The organism is Mesorhizobium sp. B2-3-2 (assembly GCF_006442295.1).
Taxonomy (GTDB): domain Bacteria; phylum Pseudomonadota; class Alphaproteobacteria; order Rhizobiales; family Rhizobiaceae; genus Mesorhizobium.
In genome coordinates this window covers 499,852-511,514 of the sequence record NZ_VFWA01000002.1, presented here as the reverse complement: position 1 = coordinate 511,514, position 11,663 = coordinate 499,852, and the positions used below count along the sequence as shown (strand labels likewise).

The 11,663-nt window shown below is 64.4% G+C and carries 10 protein-coding genes; 8 read left to right on the top strand and 2 right to left on the bottom strand.

The annotated features are described in order from the left end of the window. Positions 1 to 53 precede the first annotated feature (53 nt). From FJ964_RS07710 to FJ964_RS07700, 3 genes are all read left to right on the top strand, one after another. A complete protein-coding gene (locus tag FJ964_RS07710; RefSeq protein ID WP_140549827.1) occupies positions 54 to 1,352 on the top strand; it encodes a DUF6638 family protein in 1,299 nt (432 codons plus the stop codon). Positions 1,353 to 1,456: 104 nt separating this feature from the next. Continuing rightward, positions 1,457 to 2,581, top strand: a complete 1,125-nt coding sequence (locus FJ964_RS07705; protein ID WP_140516950.1) for a DUF2333 family protein — start codon at positions 1,457 to 1,459, stop codon at positions 2,579 to 2,581. A 392-nt stretch (positions 2,582 to 2,973) separates the two neighbouring features. Continuing rightward, a complete protein-coding gene (locus FJ964_RS07700) occupies positions 2,974 to 4,653 on the top strand; it encodes a formate--tetrahydrofolate ligase (RefSeq protein ID WP_140549826.1) in 1,680 nt (559 codons plus the stop codon). Positions 4,654 to 4,721: 68 nt separating this feature from the next. Here FJ964_RS07700 and FJ964_RS07695 read toward each other — a convergent pair whose 3' ends face one another. Next, the gene (locus tag FJ964_RS07695) at positions 4,722 to 5,366 is read right to left on the bottom strand and encodes a cysteine hydrolase family protein (RefSeq protein ID WP_140549825.1); all 645 of its coding nucleotides are present in this window, start codon (positions 5,364 to 5,366) and stop codon (positions 4,722 to 4,724) included. Positions 5,367 to 5,501: 135 nt separating this feature from the next. Between FJ964_RS07695 and FJ964_RS07690 the strand changes: the two genes are divergently transcribed. After that, positions 5,502 to 6,497 carry a helix-turn-helix domain-containing protein gene (locus FJ964_RS07690; protein ID WP_140549824.1) on the top strand — a complete coding sequence of 332 codons (996 nt, stop codon included), beginning with the start codon at positions 5,502 to 5,504 and terminating at the stop codon, positions 6,495 to 6,497. 15 nt (positions 6,498 to 6,512) lie between these two features. On the opposite strand, the gene FJ964_RS07685 is transcribed toward FJ964_RS07690, so the two are convergent. After that, a complete protein-coding gene (locus tag FJ964_RS07685; RefSeq protein WP_140549823.1) occupies positions 6,513 to 7,070 on the bottom strand; it encodes a sugar O-acetyltransferase in 558 nt (185 codons plus the stop codon). A 133-nt stretch (positions 7,071 to 7,203) separates the two neighbouring features. Between FJ964_RS07685 and FJ964_RS07680 the strand changes: the two genes are divergently transcribed. The 4 genes from FJ964_RS07680 to FJ964_RS07665 all read left to right on the top strand — a co-directional run bounded on the left by FJ964_RS07680 (position 7,204) and on the right by FJ964_RS07665 (position 11,558). Beyond that, positions 7,204 to 7,665, top strand: coding sequence for a DUF4126 domain-containing protein (locus tag FJ964_RS07680; RefSeq protein WP_140549822.1), 462 nt, complete (start codon positions 7,204 to 7,206; stop codon positions 7,663 to 7,665). Further along, positions 7,662 to 9,038: an FAD-containing oxidoreductase gene (locus tag FJ964_RS07675; protein WP_140549821.1), complete on the top strand. Its 1,377-nt coding sequence runs from the start codon at positions 7,662 to 7,664 to the stop codon at positions 9,036 to 9,038. Before FJ964_RS07680 ends, FJ964_RS07675 begins: the two co-directional genes overlap by 4 nt. A 193-nt stretch (positions 9,039 to 9,231) precedes the next feature. Next, positions 9,232 to 10,410 (top strand): MFS transporter, encoded by a 1,179-nt coding sequence (locus FJ964_RS07670; RefSeq protein ID WP_140549820.1) that lies wholly within the window; start codon positions 9,232 to 9,234, stop codon positions 10,408 to 10,410. A 92-nt stretch (positions 10,411 to 10,502) separates the two neighbouring features. Beyond that, on the top strand, positions 10,503 to 11,558 hold the full coding sequence (locus FJ964_RS07665; protein WP_140549819.1) for a succinylglutamate desuccinylase/aspartoacylase family protein: 1,056 nt from the start codon (positions 10,503 to 10,505) through the stop codon (positions 11,556 to 11,558). The last annotated feature ends 105 nt before the right edge of the window (positions 11,559 to 11,663 follow it).

Sequence of the window (11,663 nt, the reverse complement as noted above, 5' to 3'; positions counted from 1 at the left end):
GCCCCTCATCGGCCCTTCGGGCACCTTCTCCCCATAAACGGGGAGAAGGAATAATGGCCCGCAAACCCGACCTTCTGCGCGACAACGAACTCATCTACGGCCGGCTGCTCATCGTCGACGAGCCGCACCTCATCCAGCGTTACAACAAGGCGCTTGCCGCCTTCGGCCTCAAGCCCACCAAGCTGAACAGCTTCCAGATCGACCGCACCGGCTTTTCGCCCGAAGTGGCGGAGGAATGCGGCGACTACGGCTATCTCGATCCCAATGAGGTCAATCGCCGCTTCATCATCCTGACACCGTCGCAGATCGATCTGCCGGTGGTGCACACCGCCTTCTCCAACACCTCGCAGCTGATGTTCGAGTTCATGTCCAGGAACCAGCGCGCCATCGACGCGCTGACCATCAAGGACGTCATCTACGGCGAGATCGAGGATTCCATCCCCAAGGTCAACGACATCGAGGATCTGCTGTCGATCAATCAGGTCGAATTCAAGGTGCTGTCGGCCGAGGATGTGCTGGGCAAGGCCGCCGAGCTCGGCAAGCTCGTCGACCGCCTGAAACAGGAGCCCGACGCCTGGCGCGACAACGCCATGCTCAGCCGCATGGTGGAACTGGCCAAGATCTGCGGCGACATCCGCGAGAACGCGCTGGTGCCCGACCAGGTGATCTTCCGCCACAACGCCTACTGGACCAGTCATTTCGGCGGGCTCTACGTGTTCGTCGACCCCGACATGACGACCGTCATCAGCGATCCAGCGGCCCCCGGTTTCCGCCGCTCGCGGCCGTGGCAGGTAAGCTATCTTTCGATCAAGGACGCCGACAAGGTGTTCAAGTTCCTCGCCGCCACCGGCCGCATCGAACTGCCGCGCGCCTCCTGGGTCGAGGCCTCGGGCTATCTCGAGCACCGCGCCGAGATGGTGGTGCGCGCGCTGATCCGCGACGCCGAGCCGGATCGCAATCTGACCGACGTCGACAAGGTCTGGCTGCAGACCTGGATCCAGGGCCATGCCGACCTGATCGCCAAGGAGGGCAATTTTCCCTTCCTCAACGCCGCCAAGCGCGAGATTGCCCAGCTCGGTCATCTCAAGATCGAGGATGTGTTCCCGCAGCAACGCTTCCTGGTGGTCCGCGCCAAGCCCGACCATCCCGACGCCTGGCTGACCAATCGGCTGATCTCGGATTTCGTGCCGTCGGACTTCGTCTCGCGCTACGTCTTCAACAAGCAGGGCTTCTACAAGGATTATGAGGGCTTCAGCGACGCCTGGCGATCGCATGTTGTGGACGTTCTGAAAACCACATATCTGAAGGACAAGGTGGCGTTCCGCACGCGCCTCTACGGCCTGACTGACTAGAACGAAACCGGCCGTCATTTCGTTCTAACTTGTTGTTTTGGCGCATGATGTTATCCAAAAAGTCCGCAACTTTTTGACATTATGCTTTGAGGGGTGACACAGCCATGCTCGATCCGATCGTGAACTTCTTCGTCAGGATTTTCCAATGGATCGGCCGCGGCATCGGCCTCCTGATCGGCGTCATCTTGTGGCCGTTCATGTGGGCCGGCCGCTGGTATGCGCAGCGCGGTTGGATCCTCAAGGCCGTGCTCGGCCTCGCCCTGTTGGTGCTGCTCGGCCTCTACGCCAATTTCTTCTACGCCACCCAGTGGTGGAACAATTTCAACCCGAGCTATCCCGACACCTACACGTTCGAGAAGCGCAACATCTCGGCGGGCGAACAGGTAGCCGCTGGTGCCGGTGCCGACACTGCCAGGACCTGTGGCAACTCCGGCATCGCCCAGATTGCCGCCGACCTGACCGACTTCAACGTCAACCAGAATGCCTGGATCTCGTCGATGATCCTCTACAAGCTCGGCCTGTTCGGCATCAGCTGGGACAACACGCCGTGGATGGACAACAAGGCCTCATTCCAGCGCGGCATCAACCAGGCGGTGCGCCGCACCGCGACCGAGCTCGCCGACAATCTCGGCCGTGTGCGCACGACATCGCAGATCGATGCCGACCTGCAGGATGCGCGCGGCAATCTGCAATTCGACGAGTACACCTGGTATTTCGGTGTAAGCCCGTTCGGCCCGAAGACGCCGACCCCGAGCTATTATCGAGACGCCGTGCGCAAGCTGCGCTCCTTCAACGCCCGCCTCGCCACCTGCCAGGCCACCTTCGATGCCCGCGCCGACAATCTGAAGCAATATATCGACCGTATCGCCAGCGATATCGGCTCGACCTCGGCCATCCTCAAGGAACGTGCCGAAAACCATAATAATGGCTGGTTCGATTTCCGCGCCGACGACCGCTACTGGTTCGCCTATGGCCAGCTCTACGCCTATTACGGACTGATGAAGGGCGCGCAGGCCGACTTCGAGGACGTCATCAAGGAAAAACACCTGCAGAGCCTGTGGGATACGATGGACGCGCAGTTCGTCTCGGCGCTGCGCATCCAGCCCTTCATCATCGCCAATGGCCGCGAGGACGGCTGGCTCCTGCCCACGCATCTGACGACCATGGGTTTCTATGTGCTCAGGGTGCGTTCCAACATGGTCGAAATCAGCAACGTGCTGACGCAGTAAGGCTGGTCGGCCCAATGCATGTGGCCCAAAAGTGGCCCGGCCTGGGGAGAACGGCATGTATGGAAACAAATGCCTGAAGCGCGATGCGCTTTAGGCCGGCGATGGCGGATTCGCGCCGCCTTGTCTGTCGCATTCCGTGCATTGCGCGGCTGTTTTGAGACGGCGGACGCGTCCCCGCTCTGGCTTCTATACGGCGCGGCAAGCGGAGCCAGAAAGAACCGGAGGCAGGTCGGTCCGCCGCAGAGGAATTTTCTTCATAGGAAACATAGTTGCATGAAAGTTGACGCCACGGCAGCGAGAGGGCTAGAACATGCCCTTGCCCGCGCGGCGTATCGAACATGCACCAGTGATCAACCCGTCCCCTCCACCGTCCAATCCAGAGGAAAGCCGTCATGGCAGAAGTGAAGTCCGACATCGAGATCGCCCGCGGTGCGAAGAAAAAACAGATCCAGGAGATCGGCGCCAAGATCGGCATCCCGACCGAACACCTTTTGCCCTATGGCCATGACAAGGCGAAGGTCTCCGCCGAATTCATCAAATCGGTGAAGGGCAACAAGGACGGCAAGTTGATCCTCGTCACCGCCATCAACCCGACCCCGGCAGGCGAAGGCAAGACGACCACCACCGTCGGCCTCGGCGACGGCCTGAACCGCATCGGCAAGAAAGCGATCATCTGCATCCGCGAAGCCTCGCTCGGTCCGAATTTCGGCGTCAAGGGCGGGGCCGCCGGCGGCGGTTATGCGCAGGTGGTGCCGATGGAGGACATGAACCTCCATTTCACCGGTGACTTCCATGCCATCACGACGGCGCACAACCTCCTGTCGGCGTTGATCGACAATCACATCTACTGGGGCAATGAGCTCGGCATCGACACCCGCCGCGTTGCCTGGCGCCGCGTCATGGACATGAACGACCGGGCGCTGCGCGAGATCATCTGCTCGCTCGGCGGCGTCGCCAACGGCTATCCGCGCGAGGCCGGGTTCGACATCACCGTCGCGTCGGAGGTCATGGCCATCCTGTGCCTCGCCACCGACCTGAAGGACCTGGAGAAGCGTCTGGGCGACATCATCGTCGCCTATCGCCGCGACAAGTCGCCGGTCTATGCCCGCGACCTCAAGGCCGACGGCGCCATGGCCGTGCTGCTCAAGGACGCCATGCAGCCGAACCTGGTGCAGACGCTGGAGAACAATCCGGCCTTCGTGCATGGCGGCCCGTTCGCCAACATCGCGCATGGCTGCAACTCGGTGGTCGCCACCACGACGGCGCTCAAGCTTGCTGACTACGTCGTCACGGAAGCCGGCTTCGGCGCCGACCTCGGCGCGGAAAAATTCTTCGACATCAAGTGCCGCAAGGCCGGGCTGAAGCCGGCGGCGGCGGTCATCGTCGCCACCGTACGCGCCATGAAAATGAATGGCGGCGTCAAGAAGGAAGACCTCGGTAAGGAAAACATCGAGGCGGTGAAGAAGGGCTGCGCCAACCTCGGCCGCCACATCGAGAACATCAGGCAGTTCGGCGTGCCGGCGGTAGTTGCCATCAACCACTTCTACTCCGACACAGATGGCGAAATCCAGGCGATGAAGGATTATGTCGCCTCGATGGGCGAAGAGGCGATCCTGTGCAAGCACTGGGCCAACGGCTCGGCCGGCATCGAGGATCTCGCCAAGAAAGTGGTGGCGCTGGCCGAATCCGGTGCCTCGCAGTTCGCGCCGCTCTATCCCGACGCCATGCCGCTGTTCGAGAAGGTCAACACCATCGTCCAGCGCATCTATCGCGGCTCGGAAGCGATCGCCGACAAGTCGGTGCGCGACCAGTTGCACGCCTGGGAGCAGGCCGGCTACGGCCACTTGCCGGTCTGCATGGCCAAGACGCAGTATTCCTTCTCGACCGACCCGAACCTGCGCGGCGCGCCGACCGGCCACACCGTGCCGGTGCGCGAGGTCAGGCTTTCGGCGGGTGCCGGCTTCGTCGTCATTATCTGCGGCGAGGTCATGACCATGCCCGGTCTGCCCAGGGCGCCGTCGTCGGAAAAGATTTTCCTCAACGAAGCCGGCCAGATCGAAGGCCTGTTCTAGAAATCCTCAATTCCAAAAAGTGCAAAGGGCGCCGCAGCGATGCGGCGCCCTTTCTGTTTCCGGAAATACTAGGCAGCGTTGCGCGACAGCGCCCGCTGGTTGGAGCCGAAGATCGTGTCGCGTTCCGGCAAGGTGCCGGTCTTCAGGCACTCGATCCATTCGGCGGTCTTGAGCACGGCGGCGAAGCGCGACTGCAGGATGATTGTCACCACGCGGTGAATCTCCTCGGCCGAGGCATAGCCGGCGCTGTTGGCGTAAGGCACCGACCCGGTCGCGTCGGACAGGAACTCGACGGCAAAGCCCATATGCACGGCGTGGATGATGGTCGACAGGTCGCAATTATGCGTCATGTAGCCGACCACCACGATCGTATCGACAGCGTTGGCGCGCAGCCACTCTTCGAGATCGGTGCCGGTGAAGGCGGAAGGCAGCGTCTTCTCGACATAATGGTCGCTTGGCCGCCTCGATATCTCGGGATGCAACTCCGCGCCTTGGCTGCCCTTGGCGAAGATTGGTGACGTCTCCGGCGCCATCTGCTTGACGACCACCACCTTGATGCCGGCCGCGGCTGCCGCGTCCATGGCGCGCGCCACGTTGACGACGCTGTCGCGGAACGGCGGATGCTGGATGGCGAGATTGCCGCCATCATAGTCATTCTGGACGTCCACGACGACGAGCGCGCGGCGCGGCGTCTTGCTGGCTGGTTCGGACATGATGCATTCCTTCAGGCTTGATGTGATGCCCCGAGCATAGGTCCGCCACCATCGGACGAAAGTGGCCCGATTGACATCATTCGAAAGAATTGGGACAATCCGGCATAACCTCGCGCAGAAATCCCTGGCACAGACATGACCCACCCGATCGTCGCCGTGCTCGCCTTCGACGGCATCAGCCCGTTCCATCTCTCCGTGCCTTGCCTGGTGTTCGGCGAAGATCGCACATCGTTCGGCCTGCCGCGCTTCGACTTCCGCATCTGCGCGATCGAGGCCGGTCCGGTCCACACCGAGGCCGGGCTGAGCGTCGCCGCGCCGCATGGGCTTGAGGGCCTCGATGGCGCCGACATCGTCATCGTGCCGAGCTGGCGGGATCTCGAAGACCCGCTGCCGGAACCGCTGACGCAGGCACTGCGGCGGGCCCACCGCAATGGTGCCCTGATCGTCGGCCTTTGCCTGGGAACATTCGCAGTCGCTGCTGCCGGACTGCTTGGCGGTCGGCGTGCGGCCACGCATTGGGCCTATGCCGAGCGGCTTCAGAAGCTTCATCCCGACATCGTCGTGGATGCCGAGGTGCTCTATGTCGACAATGGCGACGTGGTGACGTCGGCCGGCGTCGCGGCCGGGCTCGACTGCTGTCTCCACATCATCCGCGCCCGCTACGGCGCCGAGGCAGCACTGCGGCTCGCGCGGCAGATCGTGCTCTCCCCGCACCGGCAAGGCGGGCAGGCGCAGTTCATCGAACGCCCGCTGGCGAGGAGCGCCGATACCGACAGGTTCACACTAGCACTGGACGACGTGCGTGCGACGCTCTGCGAATCGCACAGCCTGGGCCGCGTCGCCGAGGCCGCCGGCCTGACCCGGCGCACCTTCACCCGCCGCTTCCAGAAATCGATCGGCACCAGTTTCGGCGATTGGCTGATCGAGCAACGGCTTGAACTGGCGCAGCGCCTGCTCGAGGCTACGGAAAAATCGATGGACGTCGTGGCCTTCGAGGCCGGCTTCGGCAGCGCCGCCTCGCTGCGACAGCATTTTTCGGCGCGTCTCAGGACTTCACCGGCGCAATACCGGCGTGAATTTTCCAGGCGGGCCGACCTGGGCGAGCGGTCACCGCACGCGCTTTCGCACTGAGCGTCCGCCGGGTATTCAATCGCGCTTGACCGCCCGCGCCGGATTGCCGACCACCGTCATGTTCGCGGGCACGTCGCGCGTCACCACGGCGCCTGCACCGACGATGGCGCCCTCGCCGATGCTGACGCCACCGAGGATGACCGCACTGCCGCCGATCCAGGCATTGGCGCCGATCTCGACCGGCCGCGCGACTTCCAGTCCGGCTTGCCGCCCGGCGACCTCCCTGTGATGCTCGGCGCAATAGATCTGCACATTGGGGCCGAGCAGCGTTCCCTCGCCGATGCGCACGCTTGCCGTGTCGAGAATGATGCAGCCGGCATTGAGAAAGACGCCGCCGCCCAGAAAGATGTTGAAGCCATAGGCACAGTGGAACGGCGCCTCGATGCGGGCGCCCTCGCCCGCGCCACCGAGCAGATCCCGCAAGGCCGGCCCGATGTTGCCGCGCTGACGGGGCGCAAGCGAATTGTGCTCGAATACGGCGCCCGCTGCCACGCCGCGCAGCGCCTCCAGTTCGTCATCCATGCACGTATACCACTCGCCCGCCGCCATTTTTGCGCGTTCGGTCTCAGCCATGCGGTGTCTCCGTCATCATTGCCACGCACGGTTACGGCGCATGAAAACGCCGATGCAAGTGCTGGCCAAATACCGGACCTATGGTAGCCTGCCGTTTCAGGGCTGTCCCGGCCCGGGATCGAGGGGGATCGACATGCTTTACATTCTTGCACTTCTGATCGGGGTCATTGCCGGCTTGCGCGCCATGACGGCGCCGGCCGCCGTCGCCTGGGGCGCCTATCTCGGGTGGCTGCCGGTTGCCGGCACCTGGGCCAGCTTCATGAGCCACTGGGCCGCTGTCGGCATTTTCACGATCCTGGCCATCGTCGAGCTGGTCACCGACCAGTTGCCGTCGACGCCGAGCCGCAAGGTGCCGCAGCAATTCGGCGCCCGCATCCTGCTCGGCGCCTTCAGCGGCGCGGTCATCGGTGCGACCAGCGGCGCCACGGTCGTCTGCCTGATCGCCGGCGCCATTGGTGCCGTTCTCGGCACGCTAGGTGGCGCTGAAGCACGGGGCCGGCTGGCGGCCGCTTTCGGCAAGGACCAGCCAGCGGCCTTCATCGAGGACGCGGTCGCGATCGTCGGCGGCCTCTTGATCGTGGCGGCTGTGGCATGACGGCGAAGACCTTCGACGCCATCGTCATCGGCGCCGGCCAGGCCGGCCCTTCGCTGGCCGGCCGGCTGACCTCGGCCGGCATGAGCGTGGCGCTGATCGAGCGCAAGCTGGTCGGCGGCACCTGCGTCAACACCGGCTGCATGCCGACCAAGGCCATGGTCGCCAGTGCCTATGCCGCGCATCTGGCGCGGCGCGCCACAGACTATGGCGTGACCCTTTCCGGCCCGGTCGGCGTCGACTATGCCAGGGTCAAGGCGCGCAAGGACAAGGTGTCGAACGACGCCCGCGGCAATCTGGAGACCTGGATCGCCGGCATGGACAAATGCACGCTCTATCGCGGCCATGCGCGTTTCGAATCTGCCAACACGGTGCGCGTCGGCGATGAGCTCCTGACCGCCGGCAAGATCTTCCTCAACACCGGCGGCCGCGCCTCGGTGCCGGACCTGCCCGGCATCCACGACATCGACTATCTCACCAACTCCTCGATGATGGACCTCGACGTGCTGCCGCGCCACCTCGTGGTGGTCGGCGGCAGCTACATCTCGCTCGAATTCGCGCAGATGTTCCGGCGCTTCGGCGCGGAGGTCACGATTGTCGAAAAGGGTTCGCGCCTGATCGGCCGCGAGGACGAGGATGTGTCCGACGCCATCCTGTCGATCCTGGAAAACGAAGGCATCATGGTCCATCTCGGCGCCGACGCCATAAGCTTCGCCAGGCAGGGCGAGGATATTGCCGTGGCCTTCTCCGCCGGCAAGCCGCCGGCCGTCGGCTCACATGTGCTCTTGGCGCTGGGGCGAACGCCCAATACCGACGATCTCGGTCTCGACAAGGCCGGCATCGAGGTCGACAAACGCGGCTTCATCACCGTCGACGACCAGTTGCGCACCAGCGTGCCCGGCATCTGGGCGATGGGCGACTGCAATGGCAAGGGCGCCTTCACCCACACGTCCTACAACGATTACGAGATCGTCGCGGCCAATTTGCTCGACAATGACCCGCGCAAGGTCAGCGACCGCATCGAGGCCTATGCGCTCTACATCGATCCGCCGCTCGGCCGCTGCGGCATGACCGAGGCGGCGGTGAAGAGATCGGGACGCCGCGCGCTGGTCGGCCAGCGGCCGATGACCCGTGTCGGCCGCGCCGTCGAGAAAGGCGAGACGCAGGGCTTCATGAAGATCCTCGTCGACGCCGACACCAGGGAAATCCTCGGCTGCTGCGTGCTTGGCCCCGGCGGCGATGAAGCCGTGCATTGTGTGCTTGACCTGATGTACGCCAAGGCGCCTGTCGACACGCTGGCGCGCGCCATGCACATCCACCCCAATGTCTCGGAACTGCTGCCCACCATCGCCCAGGAGTTGAAGCCGCTGGTCTGAACTTCGGCTTCAGCCGATCGGTTCGGCCGCTCGGCTGGGGTTCGGTCAGGGTCGTTTAGGCGGCACGGCCTAAGCACCGCTGGCAGTGCTCTTTGCTCTCCGCTTTCTGCATTGCTGCATTGCGGCAATGGCGCTTGTGCGCCATGGAGCGCTCGCGCAGTTTCCATTTGAACCGATTCAGCCTGGACCTCCCATGCCTTTGCCGATCCTTGCGCTTGCCATTGCGTCCTTCTGCATCGGCACCACCGAATTCGTCATCATGGGCCTGCTGCCTGAGGTCGCCGCCGACCTCGGCGTGACCATTCCCGCTGCCGGGCTCCTGGTCACGGGCTATGCGCTGGGCGTGGTCTTCGGCGCGCCGATCGTGGCGATGGCCACCGCGCATCTGGCGCGCAAGCCGGTGCTGGTCGGACTGGCCGCGCTGTTCGTCGTCGGCAACCTGCTCTGCGCCATCGCGCCCACCTACTGGATGCTGATGGGCGCACGCGTCTTCACCGCCTTTGGCCACGGCGCCTTCTTCGGCATCGGCTCGGTCGTCGCCGCCAGTCTGGTGCCCCGCAACAAGCGCGCCAGCGCCATCGCGCTGATGTTCGCCGGCCTGACGCTGGCCAACATCCTCGGCGTTCCCGCCGGAACGGCGCTTGGCGAAGCGTTCGGCTGGCGCGCCACCTTCCTGGCGGTGGTCGGCATCGGGCTGATCTCGGTCGCTTCCATCGCGTGGCTGGTGCCGTCGGATGTCACCGAGCCAAGCGGCGGCGGCCTGCGTGGCGAATTGCGCGTGCTGGGCAAGCTGCAGGTGTGGCTGGCCATGCTGATCGCGGCGCTCGCCTCAGCCAGCCTGTTTGCCGTCTTCACCTACATCAAGCCCTATCTCACCGACGTGTCCGGCCTCTCGACTTCAGCGGTCACCTGGGTGCTCTTGCTGTTCGGCGCCGGCATGACCATCGGCAACATCATCGGCGGCCGGCTGGCCGACTGGAAGCTGATGCCGACGGTCATCGGCACGCTGCTGCTGCTGGCGATCCTGTTTGTCGGCTTCATGCAGTTCGGCGCCATCGCCAGTGTCGCCATCGGTATCGTCTTCCTCTGGGGCACGCTCGTCTTCGTCGTCGTGCCGCCGCTGCAGATCCGCGTCGTGGAGGCCGCTTCCGAGGGACCGAACCTTGCCGCCACGTTGAACCAGGGCGCCTTCAACGTCGGCAACGCCAGCGGCGCCTGGATCGGCGGCGTGGCGCTCTCCTGGGGCGTTTCCTATGCCAACCTGCCGCTGGTGGGCGCTGCACTCGCTCTGCTGGCGGTTGCCGTGGCCATAGCCTCGCGGGCACTGGACCGGCGTGCTCCGGCCGTCGCTTTTCAGCCTGCCGCGCAGTAGCTGCTTGCGCCCATAGCGCGACAGTCTGGACCAATCGACAAGCGCACCGTCGAAGAGGCATGTCCTTCTCGCCTCTCGACGGAGAAAGACCCATGCAGAAATCGATCGAACGCATAGCTGGCGACAGCGAAGGCGTTTCCTACGAATTCCCCCTGTTTCGCTTCGCTGGAACGGACGAATCCGCGCCCTCGGCCTATCTGCAGGCGGCACTCCATGCCGGCGAACTGCCTGGAGTCGTCGCCATTGACGCGCTGATGCCAATGCTGGCCAGGGCCGAGGCGGAGGGGCGCATCAAGGGCGACATCACCATCGTGCCTTGGGCCAATCCGATCGGCCGCGCCCAGTATCATTTCGGCGAACATCAAGGCCGTTTTCATCTGGGCACGCGCACCAACTTCAACCGCGGTTTTCCGCTGCTCGCCGCGCCCGACGCGGCACTCTTGCCCGACACCGCGCATGGCACGCCCGACCAAAGGCTGAAGACGAGACTGGTGCAGCTTTCGCTCGGCCACGATATCGTGCTCGACCTGCACTGCGACGACGAAGGCCTTGCCTATCTCTACATCCACAGCAGCCTGTGGCCGGCAATGGCCGACTGCGCCGCCGCCATGGGCGTCGAGGCGGTGGTGCTGTGGAGTGAAGACACGGACGGCACTTTCGAGGGGGCCTCGATCATGCCCTACCGGAACGTTCCCGCCGATGTGGCGAAGCTCGACCGGCGCGTCGTCACCACGGTCGAATATCGCGGCATCCTCGATGTCGATGGCGCGTTCGCTGCGTCCGACGCCGCGGGGCTCTACCGGCTGCTGGTGGCGCGCGGCGTGGTCGCCGACCCGGCCCTGCCCTCACCCGGTGCCTTCACCGGGGTTGTCGCACCGCTCGAAAACATCGACATGATGCCGGCGCCCCGGGCGGGTGCCGTGCTTTACGACGTGGAGCCCGGCGACCGCGTGGCCAAGGACACGCGGCTTGCCGTCATCGTCCACGCACCGGGCGAAGCTGATGGCCGCACCGAGGTGTTCGCACCGCAGGCCGGCATCGTCCTGACCCGGCGCTCGCGCCGCATCATCCGCGCCGGCGAGGATCTGTTGAAACTGGTGGGCGACAGGAAGAGCGCCGACGCAAGGTCCGGCACCCTGGAAGATTGAGCCTCCATCGAATCCAGTTGCGTGGTCGCTCAATCGCCGCTATGGGAATCGCCATGAACATGCGTTCGATCAAGACCGTTTGGTGGTGGGCCTGCTGACAGCGGC

What these genes read in the sequence shown, in the direction of transcription:
- FJ964_RS07710 (WP_140549827.1), top strand. Translation starts at nt 54, where the DNA reads ATGGCCCGCAAACCCGACCTTCTGCGCGACAACGAACTCATCTACGGC.
- FJ964_RS07705 (WP_140516950.1), top strand. Translation starts at nt 1,457, where the DNA reads ATGCTCGATCCGATCGTGAACTTCTTCGTCAGGATTTTCCAATGGATC.
- FJ964_RS07700 (WP_140549826.1), top strand. Translation starts at nt 2,974, where the DNA reads ATGGCAGAAGTGAAGTCCGACATCGAGATCGCCCGCGGTGCGAAGAAA.
- FJ964_RS07695 (WP_140549825.1), bottom strand. Translation starts at nt 5,366, where the DNA reads ATGTCCGAACCAGCCAGCAAGACGCCGCGCCGCGCGCTCGTCGTCGTG.
- FJ964_RS07690 (WP_140549824.1), top strand. Translation starts at nt 5,502, where the DNA reads ATGACCCACCCGATCGTCGCCGTGCTCGCCTTCGACGGCATCAGCCCG.
- FJ964_RS07685 (WP_140549823.1), bottom strand. Translation starts at nt 7,070, where the DNA reads ATGGCTGAGACCGAACGCGCAAAAATGGCGGCGGGCGAGTGGTATACG.
- FJ964_RS07680 (WP_140549822.1), top strand. Translation starts at nt 7,204, where the DNA reads ATGCTTTACATTCTTGCACTTCTGATCGGGGTCATTGCCGGCTTGCGC.
- FJ964_RS07675 (WP_140549821.1), top strand. Translation starts at nt 7,662, where the DNA reads ATGACGGCGAAGACCTTCGACGCCATCGTCATCGGCGCCGGCCAGGCC.
- FJ964_RS07670 (WP_140549820.1), top strand. Translation starts at nt 9,232, where the DNA reads ATGCCTTTGCCGATCCTTGCGCTTGCCATTGCGTCCTTCTGCATCGGC.
- FJ964_RS07665 (WP_140549819.1), top strand. Translation starts at nt 10,503, where the DNA reads ATGCAGAAATCGATCGAACGCATAGCTGGCGACAGCGAAGGCGTTTCC.